This is a genomic window from Pseudomonas sp. EA_35y_Pfl2_R5, assembly GCF_963970805.1.
GTDB lineage: Bacteria > Pseudomonadota > Gammaproteobacteria > Pseudomonadales > Pseudomonadaceae > Aquipseudomonas.
The window spans coordinates 113,408-132,503 of sequence record NZ_CAXAOW010000005.1 but is presented as its reverse complement, the minus strand read 5'-3'; the positions used below and the strand labels follow the sequence as shown (position 1 = coordinate 132,503).

Here is a 19,096-nt window from a genome sequence, read left to right as displayed (position 1 = left end):
GTGGTTATGAAACGTGTAGGTCTGATCGGTTGGCGCGGCATGGTGGGTTCCGTGCTGATGCAACGCATGCTGGAAGAGCAGGATTTCGACTTGATCGAACCGGTGTTCTTCACCACCTCCAATGTCGGCGGCCAAGGCCCGGCAATTGGCAAGGAAACGGCGCCATTGAAAGACGCCTACAGCATTGACGAGCTGAAAAGCCTGGACGTGATCCTGACGTGTCAGGGTGGCGACTACACCAATGAAGTTTTCCCCAAGCTGCGCGAAGCCGGCTGGCAGGGTTACTGGATTGATGCTGCCTCGTCGCTGCGCATGGACGACAGCTCGGTCATCGTGCTCGACCCGGTCAACCGTAAGGTCATCGATCAGCAGCTGGATGCCGGCACCAAGAACTATATCGGTGGTAACTGCACCGTCAGCCTGATGCTCATGGCCCTGGGTGGTCTGTACGAAGCTGGCCTGGTCGAGTGGATGAGTGCCATGACCTATCAGGCGGCCTCGGGCGCTGGCGCGCAGAATATGCGTGAGCTGATCAAGCAAATGGGCGCGATCAACGCCTCGGTGGCAGATGAGCTGGCTGATCCGGCCAGCGCCATTCTGGATATCGACCGCAAAGTGGCCGAAGCTATGCGCGGCGAGTCGTTCCCGGTCGACAACTTCGGCGTGCCCCTGGCTGGCAGCCTGATTCCTTACATCGACAAGGAACTGCCAAACGGCCAGAGCCGTGAAGAGTGGAAAGGCCAGGCGGAAACCAACAAGATTCTCGGCCGTTTCAAGAGTCCGATCCCGGTCGACGGTCTGTGCGTGCGCATCGGCGCCATGCGCTGCCACAGCCAGGCGCTGACCATCAAGCTGAACAAGGATGTGCCGCTGTCGGACATCGAAGGTCTGATCAGCCAGCACAACCCTTGGGTCAAACTGGTGCCAAACCAGCGTGAAGCGAGCATCCGCGAACTCGGCCCGACTGCTGTAACGGGAACTCTGAGCGTACCGGTCGGTCGTCTGCGCAAACTCAATATGGGTTCGCAGTACCTGGGTGCGTTTACCGTCGGCGATCAGCTGCTGTGGGGCGCGGCCGAGCCGCTGCGGCGTATGCTGCGTATCCTGCTGGAGCGTTGATCGCGCTGCGCTGATACGCATACAGGCTGTCTAAGAGGGGCGGGCTGCTGGGTGTTCGAGTCAAATCGAGCGCTCAGCAGTCCGCTCCTTTGCATTTGGCCGGTGCGGCGATACAGTGCTGGGCTTATTTCTTCGAGCCTTGTCATGACCCGTACCTTCGATATTGCCGTCATTGGCGCCACCGGCAGCGTTGGCGAAACCCTGGTGCAGCTGCTGGAGGAACGCGAGTTCCCGGTGGCTAATCTGCATCTGGTGGCCAGCGGTGTGTCGGCCGGGCGCTCCTTGTCCTACAAGGGCAAAAACCTGCGCGTACGTGATCTGTCGACCTTCGACTTTGCCAGCGTGCGGCTGGTGTTCTTCGCTGCTGGCAGCAAGGTGACGCAGAAATATGCCGCGCAAGCTGCTGCTGCAGGCTGTGCGGTGATTGATCTGGCCAGTGGTTTACCCTCTGTGCAAGCGCCAAGGGTGATCCCCGAGGTCAATCCTGAAACATTGACGAGTCTGGCCGCCCCTTATCTGTTGACCAGCCCAAGTGCTCCGGGTATTGCTTTGGCCGCGGCGCTGGCGGCTTTACCTGAGCAGATCAACCTTCGTCGAGTGACAGTGACGGCCTGCCTTGCTGTATCCAGTCGTGGACGGGAAGGGGTGTCCGAGCTGGCGCGGCAAACCGCCGAGCTGCTCAATGGCCGAGCATTTGAGCCGCAGCTGTTTGATCGGCAGATGGCGTTCAATCTACTGGCGCAGGTCGAGCAGACCGATAGCGCAGGGCATGCTGGGCTGGAACGGCAGATTGCTGGCGAGCTCAAGGAGTTGCTGGGATCTCCTGAGTTGCAGGTTGCAGTGACCTGTATCCAGGTACCGGTGTTTTTTGGCGACAGCCTGAGTGTTTCACTGCAGGCCGAATCGGCCATCGACCTGAAGCAGGTGTACGCCGCTCTGGATGCCGCGCCGGCTCTGGAGTTGGTGGAGGTCGATGATTATCCGACTGCGGTCGGCGACGCAGTCGGCCAGGATGTGGTCTATGTTGGCCGAGTCCGCGCCGGTTTGGCTGATCCAGCCGAACTCAATTTGTGGATTGCGTCTGATAACGTGAGAAAAGGCGCGGCGCTAAATGCTGTGCAATTAGCCGAGTTGTTGATAAAACACTATCTGTAAAAGATACTTACCTAGAAATTTGAAGAATCTTTCGAGCTTGGCAATACTGGCTGAGTTGATTGCTGATTGGGGTTGCGTCTTCTGGCGTGGCAGGCAGCAATTTTCAAGATCCTCTCGCTGGTCGAGAAAAAAAGATAAAACAAGGGATAACGCTATGGTTCGGGTTCGCAAACTGGTGCTGGCAATCGCAGCTGCTTCGGCGCTGTCATCCGGTATGGCGCACGCGCTGGGGCTGGGTGAAGTAACCCTGCAGTCGGCGCTCAATCAGCCGCTGGTGGCTGAGATTGAGTTGCTGGAAGTGCGTGACCTGGCTTCCAACGAAGTAATACCGACCCTGGCGTCCCCGGAAGCATTCAATAAAGCCGGCGTTGATCGTCAGTTTTTCCTGACTGACCTGAAGTTCACCCCGGTACTTAAACCCAATGGCAAGAGCGTCATTCGGGTGACCTCCAACAAGCCAATGCGTGAGCCTTACCTGAACTTCCTGGTCGAGGTGCTCTGGCCCAATGGCCGTTTACTGCGTGAATACACCCTGCTGCTTGATCCGCCGCTGTACACCCCGCAGAGCGTTATTCCTGCAACCGCGCAGATGCCTGTAGCTACGCCGGCACCAGCGCCGCGTGTACAAGCTCCTGTTCCTGCGCCACGCCCAACAACAGCTGCGGCTAAGCCAGTAGCTCCGGCGGCCCCAGCAGCACCCGCCGCCCCAGCAGCCACACCGCTGGAAGGCAATGAATACAAAACCACTGCCAACGATACCCTCTGGGAAATTGCCCAGCGTGCGCGGGCTGGTGGTAGTGTGCATCAGGCAATGCTAGCGATTCAGGATCTGAATCCGGATGCCTTTATCGGCGGCAACATCAACCGCCTGAAAAATGGCCAAGTGCTGCGCCTGCCTGATGAACAGCAGGTCAAGAGCCGCGCTCAGGGTGAAGCCCTTGCTCAGGTTGCCGAGCAGAATGCCGCATGGCGTGAAGGTCGCAGTGTTGCTGCCAGCGCCCGTCAGTTGGATGCCACCAAGCGCACCAGTGCCGCAGCGACTCCAGCCAAGGCTGAAACCGGCGACAATCTGAAACTGGTCGCTGCTGACAGCGGCAAAGCCACTGCCGGCAGCGATAAGGGCGCAGTTGATAGCAAAGCGCTGACTGACAAGTTGGCCGTGACCCAGGAAAGCCTGGATTCCAGCCGTCGTGAAAACGATGAGCTGAAAGGCCGTATGACGGATCTGCAGAGCCAGCTCGACAAACTGCAGCGCCTGATCCAGTTGAAAGACGATCAAATGGCCAAGCTACAGGCTGATCTCGCTGCGCAAGGCCAGGCGCCAGCTGTTGCACCTGTTGCTCCAGAGGTCCCTGCCGCTGAGGCGCCGGCTGCTCCAGCTGAGACTGCTCCAGAGGTTGCGCCGCAGGAACCAGCTGCTGCGGCTCCCGTAGTGCCCGCCGCAACTGGTGAGACAGATTTTAATTACAGTGAAGAACCTGCTGTCCAGCCAGAAGCGGTTGCCCCAGTAGCTGAGCCTGCACCTATTGCCGCGCCCGAGCCCGAGCCTGCTCCCGTAGCGCCTGTCTCGCCGGTTGTGGAAGCGCCGGTAGTGGCCGAGCCGCAGGCTGAAAGCAGTGCCCTTGATGATCTGCTGGCCAACCCGATGCTGCTGGGCGCTGCAGGTGGTGGTGCGCTGCTGGTGCTGTTGATTGCGTTGATGATGCTGTCGCGCCGCAATGCCCTGAAAGAAGCCGAATTACAGGAAAGTCTGGCCACCGATGACGGTTCGTCCGATCTGGGTGCCGGTCTCGATCTACCTGATGACAGCTTCGCCGATGTGGCTGACGATCTGGATGGGCAGCAATCCGATCTTCCAAACGAAGAACGCGTGACTGCGCAAACCGGTGATGCGCTGGGCGAGGCGGATATCTATATCGCCTATGGCCGCTTCCCTCAGGCTGCTGAACTGCTGCAAGGGGCTATCAATGATGAGCCGCAGCGCAGTGACCTGCGTCTGAAGTTGATGGAAGTCTATGCCGAGATGGGCGATCGCAACGGTTTCGCTCGTCAGGACAACGAGCTGCGTGAAATTGGTGGCAGTGCCGCAGAGCTTGATCAGATCAAGGCTCGCTACCCAGCCATGGCTGTTGCTGCTGGTGCCGGCTTTGCTGCTGCGGCTGCCGCAGAGGAAAATCTGGATAGCTTTAGCCTGGACGATCTGGCGCTGGACGAGCCAAGCCCGAAAGCCACCGCTGGCGATCAAGATGATGCATTCGATCTAAGCTTGGATGATCTTGAATCCGAGCTGGATCGTGATCTGCAAACCGCCGGTAACAGTGCTTCGCTGGATGATCTGGACAGCCTGTCGCTGGATAGCGATCTGGACTTCAGCTCGCCGGTTGAACAAGCCGATAACAAAGATGATGACCTGGGCTTTGATCTGAGCCTGGCTGATGGTGGCGATAGCGATCTGGATCTAAGTGGTGACCTGGCTGATTTCAGCCTGGATCTGGATGCTCCGGCCAAGCCCGCTGCAGCTGCCGAAGATGATTTCCTGCTGAGCCTGGACGACGATGAGCCAAGTGCAGCGCCGGTTGTCGATGAGCCAGGTTTTGATCTGCCGGATGAGCAGGCGGACGGTGACTTCGATCTGTCGGCTGATTTCGATCTGTCGCTCAATGATGAAGCGCCTGCACCGCAACCCGCGAGCGACAGCTTCGCTGCTCAGTTGGATGAAGTCAGTGCTGAGCTGGATCTGCTATCTGATGATCTGGATCAGCCTGCGGATCTGGAAGTGCCGGCAAGTGCAGCTTCGTCCAGCATGGATAATGACGATGACTTCGACTTCCTCTCGGGCACCGACGAGACTGCAACCAAACTCGATTTGGCCCGTGCCTATATCGACATGGGTGACACCGAAGGTGCGCGCGATATCCTTGATGAAGTCATCACCGAAGGTAACGAAGGTCAGCAGAATGAAGCGCGTGAGCTGATCGCTAAATTGGTCTGATACATGTCTGATGGTCTTACTACAACGGCAGCCGATTCGGCTGCCGTTGGCGTTTTCAAGATAGCCCTGGGTGTCGAGTACAAAGGTTCGCGCTATCGCGGCTTTCAGCGCCAGCGCGCCGGTGTGCCTTCAATCCAAGAGTCGCTGGAGAAAGCTCTGGCGAAAGTCGCTGGCGGTGTTCCCGTAACGTTAAGCTGCGCAGGGCGTACTGATGCGTTGGTGCATGCTAGTGCCCAGGTGGTGCATTTCAATACGCCGGTCGAGCGTTCCATGCATGCCTGGGTGATGGGCGCGAATATGAACCTGCCCGGTGATATCAGTGTGACCTGGGCCAAGTCGATGCCAGCGCACTTTGATGCGCGCTTCTGCGCTCAGGCGCGGCGCTACCGTTATGTGATCTATAACGATCAGATTCGTCCGGCGCATATGGCTGAAGAAGTCACCTGGAATCACCGGCCGCTGGATGTCGAGCGCATGCGCCAGGCGTCCCGTGCATTTATCGGTACTCATGATTTCAGTGCCTTCCGCGCGCGCCAGTGCCAGGCCAAGTCGCCGATCAAGACGGTGCATCACCTGGAGTTACTGCAGTACGGGCGGTTTATCGTGCTGGATATCCGTGCCAATGCCTTCTTGCACCACATGGTGCGCAATATCGCCGGGGTGCTGATGACCATTGGTACGGGTGAGCGGCCGGTTGAGTGGGCGCAAGAAGTGCTGGAAACCCGCGTGCGCCGCACCGGTGGCGTGACCGCGCATCCCTATGGGCTGTACCTGGTGCAGGTCGATTATCCCGAAGAGTTCGACTTGCCCAAGCGCTATCTTGGGCCGCACTTTCTTTCCGGCTTGCCTGATGTGGCGGCTGACGCCTGAAAGGCTATTTGCTAGCATCCGGCTTCAATTGAATTTATCGAGGTCATCCTGTTGTCAGCCGTTCGCAGCAAGATTTGTGGCATTACCCGCATAGAGGATGCATTGTCGGCTGTCGAGGCGGGTGCGGATGCGATTGGCCTGGTGTTTTATGCCAAGAGCCCGCGCGCCGTTACGCTGCAGCAGGCGCGCGCGATTATTGCTGCCTTGCCGCCTTTTGTGACCACGGTGGGCCTGTTTGTCGATGCCAGCCGCTGCGAGTTGGGCGAGATTCTCGATGCAGTACCGCTTGATCTGCTGCAGTTTCATGGTGATGAGAGCCCGGGAGACTGTGATGGCTACCACCGGCCCTATATCAAGGCGCTGCGGGTCAAGCCAGGTGACGACATTGCCGCGCAGGTGGCGCTCTATAAGAATGCCAGTGGCGTGTTGCTCGATACCTATGTGCCAGGCATTCCGGGTGGCACGGGCGAGGCCTTCGATTGGTCGCTGGTGCCTGAAGGCTTGAGCAAGCCGGTTATTCTGGCAGGCGGCCTGACGGCCGAGAACGTTGCACAGGCCATTGCTCAGGTGCGTCCCTATGCTGTGGATGTCAGTGGTGGCGTAGAAATGGCCAAAGGCATCAAGGATGCTGAGAAGATTCACGCTTTTATGCAGGCGGTAAAGACTGCTTGAGGTGTGCAGGGTTGATGTGACGACGCTGCCGGCTTGGCCGTCCATAACCCTGTTGCAGGTTGGATAAACGCTGCAGGCGGTTGTTCGAGGCGGCGGGTGCGTAAATGCCGATGGCAGTGCACCGGCCCCTGAAACGGCTGTACCCATGAATTTTCCCGGTTAGGGCTGATTGCATTTAGCGCAGCCTGCCCGGTTAACAGCTTTGGAGAGTCAAGAGCATGAGCAACTGGTTGGTAGACAAACTGATCCCATCGATCATGCGTTCCGAGGTTCAGAAGAGTTCGGTGCCCGAGGGCCTGTGGCACAAGTGCCCGTCCTGTGATTCGGTGCTGTACAAGCCCGAGCTGGAAAAGACCCTGGATGTTTGCCCCAAGTGCAATCACCACATGCGCATCGATGCACGCGCGCGGCTAGATATTTTCCTGGATGCCGAGGGGCGTGAAGAGCTGGGGGTCGACCTTGAACCGGTTGATCGCCTGAAGTTCCGCGATAGCAAAAAATACAAGGATCGCCTCGCTGGCGCGCAGAAACAGACCGGTGAGAAAGATGCCCTGGTGGCCATTCGTGGCACCCTGGAAGGCATGCCGATTGTGACCTGTGCGTTCGAGTTCTCCTTTATGGGTGGCTCGATGGGCGCCATCGTTGGTGAGCGCTTTGTTCGCGCCGCCAATGCGGCCCTGGAGCAGCGCTGCCCGCTGGTGTGTTTCTCCGCGTCGGGCGGCGCACGCATGCAGGAAGCGCTGATCTCGCTGATGCAGATGGCCAAGACGTCGGCTGTACTGGCGCGTCTGCGTGAAGAAGGTATTCCGTTTATTTCCGTGCTGACCGACCCGGTGTACGGTGGTGTGTCGGCCAGTCTGGCCATGCTCGGTGATGTGATTGTTGCCGAGCCCCGCGCTCTGATTGGCTTTGCCGGTCCGCGTGTGATCGAACAGACCGTGCGCGAGAAACTGCCGGAAGGCTTCCAGCGTAGTGAGTTCCTGCTGGAGCACGGCGCTATCGATATGATCATCCATCGCGCCGAATTGCGTCCGCGCCTGGCGCGTCTGCTGGCTCAGTTTATGGGGCTGCCGTCGCCTGTAGCTTTGCCGGCGACTGCATGACCGAGCGCTCCCTTGCCGATTGGCTGAGCTACCTGGAGCAACTGCATCCGAGCGCCATTGATATGGGGTTGGAGCGTTCTCGGGTCGTGCTGCAGCGCCTTGGCTTGACCAAGCTGGCGCCGCGGGTGATTACCGTCACCGGAACCAATGGCAAGGGTTCGACCTGCGCATTTATTGCCTCGCTGCTGCAAGGGCAGGGGCTCAAGGTCGGTGTTTACAGCTCACCGCACCTGCTGCGTTACAACGAGCGGGTGCAGATCGCGGGCGTTGAAGCCTCTGATGAAATGCTCTGTGAGGCTTTCGCGGTGGTTGAAGCCGCGCGCGGTGAAACCTCGCTTACCTATTTTGAAATGGGCACCCTGGCCGCCTTTTGGCTATTTCAGCAGGCCGGTCTGGATGCTCTGGTGCTGGAAGTCGGTCTCGGCGGTCGGCTGGATGCGGTCAATCTGCTGGATGCCGACATTGCCCTGGTCACCAGTATCGGCATCGATCATGCCGACTGGCTGGGTGATACCCGTGAGTCGGTTGCCTTCGAGAAGGCCGGCATCTTCCGCGCCGGCAAGCCTGCCCTGTGTGGTGATCTTGAGCCACCGCAGCCCTTGCTTGATCAGGTTGCGCTGCTCGACGCTCCATTTTTCCTGCGTGGCCGTGACTATGACCTGAGCATCACTGTGCAGGACTGGTCCTGGTACGGCCTCAATCATCAAGGTGAAGTGCTGAGCCTGGCGCATTTGCCGCTGCTCGACCTACCCATGGAAAACGCTGCCCTGGCCCTGCAGGCTTATGCAGTGATGCAGCTGCCCTGGCAGCCCGAAGTGATTACTCAGGCACTGCAGCAGACGCGAGTGACCGGGCGACTCGATCGCAGAAAGCTTAATTGGCAGGGCAAGTCACTCACGCTGCTGCTCGATGTTGGGCATAATCCCCATGCTGCCGAGTATCTCGCTCAGCGTCTGGCCAGCCGTTCGCTATCAGGTAAGCGTCTAGCTGTATTTGGTTTGCTGGTTGACAAGGATCTGCCCGGTGTGGTGGCGCCTCTGCTGAATGAGGTTGACAGTTGGGCGGTGGCGGCTTTGCCCAGCAGTCGCACACGTGCAGCCGCCGAGTTGCAGGCGCATCTGCACAACAGCGGGGCGCAAGTGGCCGCTTATGCAAGTGTGCAGGCAGCGCTCGAGGCTCAGTGTGAGCAGGCTTCGGCTGGGGATGAAGTGCTGCTGTTTGGATCTTTCTACTGCGTGGCCGAGGCCCTGGATTGGCTGGCCCGCCAAGCCAATGGGGGCGTGCAGGATGGCTTTGCTGGATAAGGGATTGAAGCAGCGTATGGTCGGTGCGCTGGTATTGCTGGCGCTGGCAGTGATTTTCTTGCCGATGCTGCTATCGCGTGAAGATGAGTCGCAGCGGGTTCAGGTCGATGCTCCGGCAATGCCTGTGGCGCCCGAGGCCCCTGAGGTCGAATTGCAGCCGGTGGCCGTGCCTGAGCCGCAGTTATTACCTGATGAACCGATTGAAAGCGAGGCCGCGCAAAGCCTCGAGACAAGCGAGCCTGTTGTGAGTGAGTCGCCGGCCGAACCAATCACGCCAGCGACACCCGCGGCCGCGCCTGAGCCTGTGGCAAAACCACCTCAACCTGCGCCGAGTAAGCTGGATGCCAACAGTCTGCCGATCAGTTGGTCGGTGCAGTTGGCCAGTCTGTCGAGCAGCGATGGCGCACAGAAACTGCAGAAAACCCTGCGCAGTCAGGGCTACAACGCCTATATCCGCAGCTTCGATGGGATGAATCGGGTGTTTGTCGGGCCGCTAATCGAGCGTGCCGAGGCGGATCGCCTGCGTGATCAGCTCAATCGTCAGCACAAACTCAATGGTTTTGTGGTGCGCTTTCAACCAGAAGCGGGTTGATCAACCGGCTTGGCGTGCCTCGCCAAGCCCAGCTGTCTGGCCTGCCACTACGTGGGCCGGGCATTTCAGCGGTTGGCGAATCCTTTGCTTACGCCCAGCACAGGTGCTCTGCTAAAATGCAGCGCCTTTCTCGTCGGTAACCTGCATCGTGGCATTCACCTGGGTCGATTGGGCGATTATCGCCGTTGTCGCCGTTTCAAGTCTGATCAGTCTGAGCCGAGGTTTCGTTAAAGAAGCCTTGTCATTGCTTACCTGGATCATTGCTGGCGTGGTCGCCTGGATGTTCGGCGGCGCGCTGTCGCAGCACCTGGTGGATTTTATCGGAACGCCCTCGGCGCGCGTGATTGCAGGTTGCGCGATTCTATTTGTGGTCACCCTGTTGGTCGGTGCCTTGGTCAATTACCTGATTGGTGAGTTGATCCGGGTGACCGGACTGTCTGGGACTGATCGTTTTCTCGGCATGGTCTTCGGCGCGGCGCGCGGCGGCCTGCTAGTAGTGGTGCTGGTCGGTCTGATCAGCCTGGCTCCGGTGCAACAAGACAGTTGGTGGCAGGAGTCAGCACTTCTGCCGCATTTTCTGATGGTTGCTGATTGGTCGAAAAACCTGATTCTGGGTCTGTCCAGTGAGTGGCTGGCCAGCGGCGTTACTGCGCCGGTGGAGTTACCGTTCAAAGAGGCACTGCAGCAGCCTAAGTTGCCGTGAGTGCATTGCGAATCATCGTGTTTCATTGAGTAGGGGTTGCGTCACATGTGCGGCATTGTCGGTATCGTCGGTAAATCGAACGTCAATCAGGCGCTGTATGACGGGCTGACCGTCCTCCAGCACCGCGGCCAGGATGCTGCCGGTATTGTCACCAGCCATGATGGCCGCCTGTTCCTGCGCAAGGACAACGGCCTGGTGCGTGACGTGTTCCAACAGCGCCACATGCAGCGCCTGGTCGGTCATATGGGCATCGGTCACGTGCGCTACCCGACAGCGGGCAGCTCCAGCTCGGCCGAAGCACAGCCGTTCTACGTCAACTCGCCGTACGGCATCACCCTGGCGCACAACGGCAACTTGACCAACGTCGAGCAGCTGGCCAAGGAGATCTACGAATCTGACCTGCGTCACGTCAACACCAACTCTGATTCAGAAGTGCTGCTTAACGTGTTCGCTCACGAGCTGGCCCAGCGCGGCAAGCTGCAACCTACCGAAGAAGATGTGTTCGCCGCCGTCACTGACGTCCACGAGCGCTGCCTGGGCGGCTACGCGGTAGTCGCGATGATCACCGGTTACGGCATTGTCGGTTTCCGCGACCCTAATGGCATTCGCCCGATTGTCTTCGGCCAGCGCCATACCGATGAAGGCGTGGAATACATGATCGCCTCGGAAAGCGTGTCTCTCGATGTGCTCGGTTTCACTCTGATCCGTGATCTGGCACCGGGCGAAGCGGTATACATCACCGAAGACGGCAAACTCCATACCCGTCAGTGCGCGGCGAATCCGAAGTACGCACCATGCATCTTCGAGCACGTCTATCTGGCGCGTCCGGATTCGATCATGGATGGCATCTCGGTTTACAAGGCACGCCTGCGCATGGGCGAGAAGCTGGCTGACAAGATCCTCCGTGAGCGTCCGCAGCATGACATCGACGTGGTCATCCCGATTCCGGATACCAGCCGTACCGCTGCGCTGGAGCTGGCCAACCATCTGGGCGTGAAGTTCCGCGAAGGCTTCGTCAAGAACCGTTATATCGGCCGTACCTTCATCATGCCGGGTCAGGCCGCGCGCAAGAAATCCGTGCGGCAGAAGCTCAACGCCATTGAGCTGGAGTTCCGTGGCAAGAACGTGATGCTGGTGGATGACTCCATCGTGCGCGGCACCACTTGCAAGCAGATCATCCAGATGGCCCGTGAAGCCGGGGCGAAGAACGTGTACTTCTGCTCGGCAGCGCCGGCAGTGCGTTACCCGAACGTGTACGGCATCGATATGCCCAGCGCTCATGAGCTGATCGCGCATGGCCGAACCACTGAGGAAGTGTGCGAGCTGATCGGCGCCGACTGGCTGATCTATCAGGACCTGCCGGACCTGATCGAGGCGGTCAGTGGCAGCAAGAAGATCAAAATCGACAACTTCGACTGCGCGGTATTCGACGGCAAGTACGTGACCGGCGATGTCGACGAGGCTTACCTGGACAAAATCGAGCAGGCGCGCAACGATGCCTCGAAGGTCAAGTCCCAGGCCGTCAGCGCGATTATCGACCTGTACAACAACTAGGTTGCAGTCCGGCCTGCTGCGGCGGGCCGGTTGAGGGAGTTGGCAATGACGATTGAATGGCAAGCCGGGCGTCTGGACAGTGATCTCGACGGCGTCGGCTTCGATACCCTGGCGGTGCGCGCCGGTCAGCACCGCTCGCCGGAAGGCGAACACAGCGAGGCGATCTATCCGACCTCCAGCTATGTGTTCCGCACCGCAGCTGATGCTGCCGCACGTTTTGCGGGCGAAGTACCGGGCAACGTCTACTCGCGTTACACCAACCCGACCGTGCGGGCCTTCGAGGAGCGCATCGCCGCTCTGGAAGGTGCCGAGCAGGCGGTCGCGACGTCCTCTGGCATGTCGGCGATTCTGGCCATTGTCATGAGCCTGTGCAGCGCCGGCGATCATGTGCTGGTGTCGCGCAGCGTATTCGGTTCGACCATCAGCCTGTTCGAGAAGTACCTCAAACGCTTTGGCGTGCAGGTTGACTATGTGCCGCTGGCTGATCTCGACGGCTGGGCCGCTGCCTTTAAGCCCAACACCAAACTGCTGTTTGTCGAGTCGCCGTCCAATCCGCTGGCCGAACTGGTGGATATCGCTGCACTGGCCGATATTGCCCACAGCAAAGGCGCGCTGCTGGCGGTGGACAACTGCTTCTGCACCCCTGCGCTGCAGCAACCGTTGAAGCTCGGTGCAGATGTGGTGATGCATTCGGCAACCAAATACATCGACGGTCAGGGCCGCAGCATGGGCGGCGTGGTCGCCGGCTCGGCCAAGCTGATGACTGAAGTGGTGGGCTTTCTGCGTACCGCCGGGCCGACACTCAGCCCGTTCAACGCATGGATCTTCCTCAAGGGCCTGGAAACCCTGCGCATTCGTATGCAGGCGCATTGCGCCAGCGCACTGCAGTTGGCGCAGTGGCTGCAGCAACAGCCAGGCATCGAGCATGTGTACTACGCCGGCTTGCCCAGCCACCCGCAGCATGAGTTGGCCAAACGTCAGCAGAGTGCTTTCGGTGCCGTGGTCAGTTTTGAGGTCAAGGGCGGTAAAGAGGCAGCCTGGCGCTTTATCGATGCCACGCGGGTGATATCGATCACCACCAACCTCGGTGACACCAAAACCACCATCGCCCATCCGGCGACCACTTCCCATGGTCGTCTGAGCCCAGCCGAGCGTGCTAACGCCGGTATTCGCGACAACCTGATCCGTGTTGCGGTGGGCCTGGAAGATCTGGCCGATCTGCAAGCCGATCTGGCTCGCGGCCTGGCGGCACTCTAAGCTGTTCTGCTTGCCTGGCGGGCCTTAGTCGGCCCGCCAGGTTGCTTCATTTCTCCCCAAATTCTTTTCATGACCTGGCCACATTTTCTGGCGCGCTTGGCTATGGGCAAACCTTTGGCTAGGTACGGCTAAAACATGACGCACTTCAAAGTCTGAAGTGGCGCAGGCGCTAGCATCCACCGCCAAGCGCGGCGCCTTACCGTGCGCCGAATAATAACAACAGGGTCTGCCTGATGGACCGACTTCAGCCATGCGTGCTACCTGCCAATGGTGTGCTCCGCCAGAGCTTGCTGGAACTGTTGGCGCGCAGTGAAAATTTCGCCCTGACGCTGCTGCTGGCCCCGGCCGGCTCGGGAAAGTCGACGCTGTTGCAACACTGGCGCGGGCGTTGCGCGGCTGCGTTGGTGCATTACCCGCTGCAAGCACGGGACAACGAGCCGCTGTGTTTTTTTCGCCGCTTAGCCGAAAGCATTCGCGCCCAGGTGGGCGATTTCGATACGTCCTGGTTCAACCCTTTGGCAGTGGCTTCCAGCCTTTCGCCGCAGTTATTGGGTGAGCTGCTCGCTGATGCCCTGGCGCGTGTCGAAGGTCCGCTGTTTATCGTGTTCGATGATTTTCAATGGATCGACTCGCGCAACATTCTTGAAGTGATGGCGGCGCTGCTTGACAAGCTGCCAGCCCATGTTCACCTGATCATCGCCAGCCGAAATCACCCGGGGTTTGCCCTAAGCCAACTGAAGCTGGAAAACCGCCTGCTGTGCATTGATCAGCACGATTTGCGTCTGTCTGCCGAGCAGGTGCAGCTGCTCAATACCTATTTGGGCGGTCAGGTGCTTAGCCAGGAGTATGTCGACAGCCTGCTGGGCATGACCGAAGGTTGGGTGGCGGGGGTGAAGATCGCTTTGCTGGCCTATGCGCGTTTTGGTACTCAGGCGCTGCAGCGCTTTAACGGCAGCCAGCCGGAAATCGTCGATTATTTCGGCCATGTAGTCCTGCGCCAATTGTCGCCGAACCTGCGTGAATTTCTGCTGTGCAGTGGCTTGTTTGAACGATTTGACGGCGCGCTTTGCGATCATGTGATGCAGCGCACGGGCTCGGCGTTACTGCTTGAAGAGTTGGCTGAGCGCCAGCTGTTCTTGCTGCCGGTAGAGAACCAGCCCGGCTGGTTCCGCTTTCATGCCCTGTTGCAGGACTTTCTCTGTCGCCGCCTGCAGGTCGAGGAATACGTACGCCTGGATCAGCTGCACAGCCGTGCGGCCGACTATTACTTGAGCCTGGGCGAGTATGAGCAGGCGTTGCAGCATGCTCAGCGCTGCACGGATCAGGCGCTATTTCTCGAGATGCTGGAGAACAGTTGTGCGTGCTGGGTGCGCAGCGGGCAGTTCGGCGACATCTTGCGCTGGCTGGAACCATTGCCCGAGACGCTGCTGCTGGCGCAGCCAAAACTGCTCGGCTGGCTGGTCGCGGCCTTGTCACTGTCGAGGCGCTTTCATCAGGCGCATTACTATCTGGAGTTACTCGACAGCCTGGGCCGAAGCGCCACTGTCGCGAACCTAGAACCGGCCTCCCGGCAGTTTCTTGCACTGTTGTTGGGCCTGTTCGAGCACGACAAAGACTTTGTACTGCCACGCGCCTGGCGTGAGTTGCTCGAGGTGGGTCAGGAGCTGGAAATCCGCGCCTGCACCTTGGTGGTCATTGCCTACTGGCATCTATTGGCGGCGCGTCTGCAGGACGCCATCCGTTTCGCCAGCGAGTCCAAGCAGTTGCTCGCGCAGTGTGGGCACAGCTTTCTGGAGAGCTACACCGATCTGATCATCGCGCTCTGCCACCGCAATGCCGGGCGTGCGACTCACGCGCGCAAGGAGGTGTGCAGCGATTACCAGCGCACCGACAAAGCCGCTCCAGCCTGGGTCAACCGCGCCACGGCCATGGTGGTGGTGCTGTATGAGCAGAACCAGCTGGTCGAGGCGCAGCAGCTGTGTGAGGAGTTGATGGCGATGGTCAACTCGTCCTCGGCCACCGAGGCGATTGCTACGGTCTATATCACCCTGTCGCGGTTGCTGCATCGTCAGCAGCAGACAGCACGCGCGAGCCGTTTGCTCGACCATTTGTCATGCATCCTGCAACTAGGCAACTACGCGCGCTTTATCAGCCAGGTGACCCAGGAAAGTATGCGTCAGGCGTACCTGAGCGGTAAGCCCGCCGCCATGGACGCCGTGGCTCAGCGTTTTGACCTGCCAGCGCGGCTGCAGGCAGGGGAGTGGGAGAGTGTGCGCACCTATGACGAAAACTGGGAGCGCGTGGGTTTGGCCTGTGTCTATTGGCTGCAGGCGCGTGGCGCACAGGCTCATGCTGGGCGGATTCTCAAGGTGTTGGCGGCCTCGTTACGGCAAAGCGAAATGCGTGCTCGGTTGCTGATTGTCGAAGCCAACCGCCTGGTGTTGGCGGCGCCCACCCAGAGCAAGAATCAGCAACTGGCGACTCTGGCTGGGTTGGTTGAGACCTATGGCATCGTCAATATCAACCGCTCGGTATTCGATGAGGCGCCAGGCTTCGCCGCAGGTGTGTTGGACCTGGCGCAGTCCGGGTTACTGGTAGTACCGGACAAATACCGTGAGCACTACGGCGAATTTCTCCAAGGCATTCAGGCTGCTCCGCCAGTCGATGCATTGGCCAGCGGCTTGTTGACCGGGCGAGAGTTGGAAGTATTCGAGTGCCTGCTTAGCGGACTGTCGAATACCCAGATCAGTGACAAGACCGGTATCGCCTTGTCTACCACCAAATGGCACCTGAAGAACATCTACTCCAAGCTCAACGTCTCCAGCCGCACCGAGGCGATTCTCGCCGTACGGCCGCGCGCGTCGCTCAACTAGGTATTGCTGCATAACTGATTGGCCATAGCCCCTCCGCTGGAAGGGGGCGTTGCGCCATACCCGTCGATAGGCTTGATCCTGCGCTGCTATGTCAGTAGCCGCCTTGTCCCTACAACAATAAAACGGGAGCAATAGCCATGTCGGTATGGGTCACTTGGCCAGCTTTGACCAAGCTGGGAACGTTGGGCGTAGTCTCAGGATTACTGGTGCTGGCGGTTGAGCGCCAGGCGTTGTTCGAGAACAACCTCTTCGATGTTGAAAACTATGCGGGCTATAACGCCGATATCACCTGTGATGCGCGCAGCCTGGCGGCCCGCACCGAGGATGGCACCTGCAATATTCTCAGCAACCCGGCCGAGGGTTCGGTGTATCGGCGCTTTGGCCGTAACGTCAACCCGGCGGTGACCCAGGGCGAGACCAGCACCTTACTCACACCCAACCCGCGTGAGGTGAGTAACAGCCTGATGGCGCGTGAGGAGTTCAAGCCGGCACCGAGCTTGAATTTTATCGCCGCCGCCTGGATTCAATTTATGGTGCATGACTGGTTCGACCACGGGCCGAATGCCGACGCCGAGCCGATCCAGTTTCCGCTGCCGCCCGGCGATGTGTTGGGCAGCGGCAGTATGTCGGTCAAACGTACTCAACCGGACCCGACGCGTGGCAGTGCCGACGCCGGCAAACCGCAAACCTACCGCAACCACAACACCCACTGGTGGGACGGCTCGCAGCTATATGGCAGCAGCAAGGAAACCAACGACAAGGTGCGCGCGTTTGTTGACGGCAAGCTCAAGGTCAATGCCAACGGCACCTTGCCCACCGAGCTGCTCAGCGGCAAACCGGTGACCGGTTTCAACGAGAACTGGTGGCTGGGCCTGAGCATGCTGCATCAGCTGTTCACCCTCGAACACAACGCCATCGCCAGCAAACTCAAGCAGAAGTACCCGGCGCAGAGCGATCAGTGGCTGTATGACCGTGCGCGGTTGATCAACTCGGCGCTGATGGCCAAGATCCACACCGTCGAATGGACCCCGGCGGTGATTGCCAACCCAATCACCGAGCGTGCCATGTACTCCAACTGGTGGGGCCTGCTCGGCCAGGGCGGCCCGCGTGATGACTTCCAGGCCGAAGTGCGCATGCTCCAGGCGGACCTAGCCAAGTCCGATTCCTTCGTCAAACGCATTCTCGGTTTCGACCCCAACGTTGCGCCGGGTGTTGGCAACAGCGCCATCGACCACGCCCTGACCGGCATCGTCGGCTCCACTGCGCCGAACAACTACGGCGTGCCGTTCACCCTCACCGAAGAGTTCGTCGCGGTGTACCGCATGCACCCTTTGATGCGCGATAACGTGCAGGTGTACGACATTGGCTCGAATCAGGTTTCGCGCACCATCGCGCTGCAGAACACCCGTGACCGCGACGCCGAAAACCTGCTTAACGACGAGCGCCCGGAGCGCCTGTGGTACTCCTTCGGCATCACCAATCCGGGTTCGCTGACGCTGAACAACTACCCGAACTTCCTGCGTAACCTGTCGATGCCACTTGTGGGCGATATCGACCTGGCCGCCATCGACGTGTTGCGTGACCGCGAGCGTGGTGTGCCGCGTTATAACGAGTTCCGCCGGCAGATTGGTCTTAAGCCAATCACCAAGTTCGAGGACCTGACCAAGGACGCTGCGACCCTCGCCGAGCTCAAGCGCCTGTACAACAACGACATCGAGAAGATCGATACCCTGGTCGGCCAGTTGGCGGAAACCGTGCGTCCTGAGGGCTTTGCCTTCGGTGAAACGGCGTTCCAGATCTTTATCATGAACGCTTCACGGCGCCTGATGGCCGACCGCTTCTACACCAAGGACTACCGCCCGGAGGTGTACACCCAGGAAGGGATCGACTGGGTCGAGCACACCACCATGGTCGATGTGCTGCGCCGGCATAATCCGCAGCTGCAAACCAGTCTGGCGGGCGTGGAAAACGCCTTCAAACCCTGGGGTCTGAATATTCCAGCGGACTACGAAAGCTGGCCAGGGGCCAACAAGCAGGAAAACCTCTGGGTCAACGGTGCGCTGCGCACTCAGTATGCCGCTGACCAGCTGCCGGCGTTGCAGCGCGCCAATATAGGTGGGCTGATCGGCTCGATTCTGTGGAACAAGGTAAAGGTGCGCAGCGATGTGGCACCGGCCGGCTATGAGAAACCGATTCATCCCCATGGCGTGATGGCCAAGGTCAAGTTTGTTGCGGTGCCAAACAACCCTTACAGCGGCCTGTTCCAGGGCTCTGATAGCGGTCTGCTGCGTTTGTCGGTGACGGGTGATCCAGCCGATCGCGGCTTCGCGCCAGGCCTGGCGTGGAAGGCTTTCGTCGATGGCAAACCGTCGGAGAACGTCTCGGCGCTGTACACCCTGAGCGGGCAGGGCGCCAACCATAACTTCTTCGCCAACGAGCTGTCGCAGTACGTGGTGCCGGAAGTCAACGACACCCTGGGCACCACAATTCTGTTCTCGGCCGTGAGTTTGAAGCCGACCTTGCTGCTGCTCAACGACATGGCCGAAGTCACCCAGGCAGGCGCGGCGGTAGCCAAGCCCAAGGCGCCGACGCAGATCTACTTTGTGCCGCGCACGGAGTTACGCAACCGCTTCGCCAGCACCGCGCATGATTTCCGTACGGACCTGCTGACCCTAAATGCCGGCACCAAGGTCTATGACGTGTATGCCACGTCGATGGAGATCAAGACCTCGATCATTCCGTCCATCAGCCGCAACTACGCCGCCCAGCGGCGCAACAGTGCGGTGAAAATTGGCGAGATGGAGCTGACCTCGGCCTTTATCGCCTCGGCGTTCGGCGACAACGGGGTGTTCTTCAAGCACCAGCGTAATGAAGACAAGTAAGGGTTTATCGCGCTAAAGCA

General features: G+C 59.5%; 13 protein-coding genes. All 13 read left to right on the top strand.

All coding sequences use genetic code 11. From position 1 onward, the window contains the following. The first annotated feature begins 6 nt into the window (after positions 1-6). The 13 genes from asd to AACX99_RS11820 all read left to right on the top strand — a co-directional run bounded on the left by asd (position 7) and on the right by AACX99_RS11820 (position 19,076). Positions 7-1,119: an aspartate-semialdehyde dehydrogenase gene (gene asd, locus AACX99_RS11880; RefSeq protein ID WP_339412035.1), complete on the top strand. Its 1,113-nt coding sequence runs from the start codon at positions 7-9 to the stop codon at positions 1,117-1,119. Positions 1,120-1,263: 144 nt separating this feature from the next. Beyond that, positions 1,264-2,274 carry an aspartate-semialdehyde dehydrogenase gene (locus AACX99_RS11875; RefSeq protein ID WP_339412033.1) on the top strand — a complete coding sequence of 337 codons (1,011 nt, stop codon included), beginning with the start codon at positions 1,264-1,266 and terminating at the stop codon, positions 2,272-2,274. 154 nt (positions 2,275-2,428) lie between these two features. After that, the gene (locus AACX99_RS11870) at positions 2,429-5,266 is read left to right on the top strand and encodes a FimV/HubP family polar landmark protein (RefSeq protein ID WP_339412032.1); all 2,838 of its coding nucleotides are present in this window, start codon (positions 2,429-2,431) and stop codon (positions 5,264-5,266) included. A gap of 3 nt (positions 5,267-5,269) precedes the next feature. Beyond that, a complete protein-coding gene (gene truA, locus AACX99_RS11865) occupies positions 5,270-6,136 on the top strand; it encodes a tRNA pseudouridine(38-40) synthase TruA (RefSeq protein ID WP_304864231.1) in 867 nt (288 codons plus the stop codon). A gap of 51 nt (positions 6,137-6,187) precedes the next feature. Further along, positions 6,188-6,808, top strand: coding sequence for a phosphoribosylanthranilate isomerase (locus AACX99_RS11860; protein WP_339412029.1), 621 nt, complete (start codon positions 6,188-6,190; stop codon positions 6,806-6,808). Positions 6,809-7,026: 218 nt separating this feature from the next. Continuing rightward, positions 7,027-7,911, top strand: a complete 885-nt coding sequence (gene accD / locus AACX99_RS11855; protein ID WP_339412027.1) for an acetyl-CoA carboxylase, carboxyltransferase subunit beta — start codon at positions 7,027-7,029, stop codon at positions 7,909-7,911. Continuing rightward, the gene (gene folC / locus AACX99_RS11850; protein ID WP_339412025.1) at positions 7,908-9,215 is read left to right on the top strand and encodes a bifunctional tetrahydrofolate synthase/dihydrofolate synthase; all 1,308 of its coding nucleotides are present in this window, start codon (positions 7,908-7,910) and stop codon (positions 9,213-9,215) included. Before accD ends, folC begins: the two co-directional genes overlap by 4 nt. Further along, a complete protein-coding gene (locus AACX99_RS11845; RefSeq protein ID WP_339412024.1) occupies positions 9,199-9,807 on the top strand; it encodes an SPOR domain-containing protein in 609 nt (202 codons plus the stop codon). The genes folC and AACX99_RS11845 overlap by 17 nt, the downstream gene beginning before the upstream one ends. A 148-nt stretch (positions 9,808-9,955) precedes the next feature. Continuing rightward, entirely contained in the window at positions 9,956-10,510 is a 555-nt protein-coding gene (locus tag AACX99_RS11840; RefSeq protein WP_339412023.1) for a CvpA family protein, read from the top strand. Positions 10,511-10,555: 45 nt separating this feature from the next. Beyond that, positions 10,556-12,064, top strand: a complete 1,509-nt coding sequence (purF, locus tag AACX99_RS11835) for an amidophosphoribosyltransferase (protein ID WP_339412021.1) — start codon at positions 10,556-10,558, stop codon at positions 12,062-12,064. Positions 12,065-12,109: 45 nt separating this feature from the next. Beyond that, positions 12,110-13,321 (top strand): O-succinylhomoserine sulfhydrylase, encoded by a 1,212-nt coding sequence (locus AACX99_RS11830; RefSeq protein ID WP_090252258.1) that lies wholly within the window; start codon positions 12,110-12,112, stop codon positions 13,319-13,321. Between the two features lie 233 nt (positions 13,322-13,554). Next, positions 13,555-16,194 (top strand): LuxR C-terminal-related transcriptional regulator, encoded by a 2,640-nt coding sequence (locus AACX99_RS11825; RefSeq protein WP_339412018.1) that lies wholly within the window; start codon positions 13,555-13,557, stop codon positions 16,192-16,194. Between the two features lie 137 nt (positions 16,195-16,331). Further along, on the top strand, positions 16,332-19,076 hold the full coding sequence (locus AACX99_RS11820; RefSeq protein WP_339412016.1) for a peroxidase family protein: 2,745 nt from the start codon (positions 16,332-16,334) through the stop codon (positions 19,074-19,076). The last annotated feature ends 20 nt before the right edge of the window (positions 19,077-19,096 follow it).

Excerpts from the sequence above, each read along its gene's own strand:
- asd (WP_339412035.1), top strand. The coding sequence starts at position 7 with ATGAAACGTGTAGGTCTGATCGGTTGGCGCGGCATGGTGGGTTCCGTG.
- AACX99_RS11875 (WP_339412033.1), top strand. The coding sequence starts at position 1,264 with ATGACCCGTACCTTCGATATTGCCGTCATTGGCGCCACCGGCAGCGTT.
- AACX99_RS11870 (WP_339412032.1), top strand. The coding sequence starts at position 2,429 with ATGGTTCGGGTTCGCAAACTGGTGCTGGCAATCGCAGCTGCTTCGGCG.
- truA (WP_304864231.1), top strand. The coding sequence starts at position 5,270 with ATGTCTGATGGTCTTACTACAACGGCAGCCGATTCGGCTGCCGTTGGC.
- accD (WP_339412027.1), top strand. The coding sequence starts at position 7,027 with ATGAGCAACTGGTTGGTAGACAAACTGATCCCATCGATCATGCGTTCC.
- folC (WP_339412025.1), top strand. The coding sequence starts at position 7,908 with ATGACCGAGCGCTCCCTTGCCGATTGGCTGAGCTACCTGGAGCAACTG.
- AACX99_RS11845 (WP_339412024.1), top strand. The coding sequence starts at position 9,199 with ATGGCTTTGCTGGATAAGGGATTGAAGCAGCGTATGGTCGGTGCGCTG.
- purF (WP_339412021.1), top strand. The coding sequence starts at position 10,556 with ATGTGCGGCATTGTCGGTATCGTCGGTAAATCGAACGTCAATCAGGCG.
- AACX99_RS11830 (WP_090252258.1), top strand. The coding sequence starts at position 12,110 with ATGACGATTGAATGGCAAGCCGGGCGTCTGGACAGTGATCTCGACGGC.
- AACX99_RS11825 (WP_339412018.1), top strand. The coding sequence starts at position 13,555 with ATGGACCGACTTCAGCCATGCGTGCTACCTGCCAATGGTGTGCTCCGC.
- AACX99_RS11820 (WP_339412016.1), top strand. The coding sequence starts at position 16,332 with ATGTCGGTATGGGTCACTTGGCCAGCTTTGACCAAGCTGGGAACGTTG.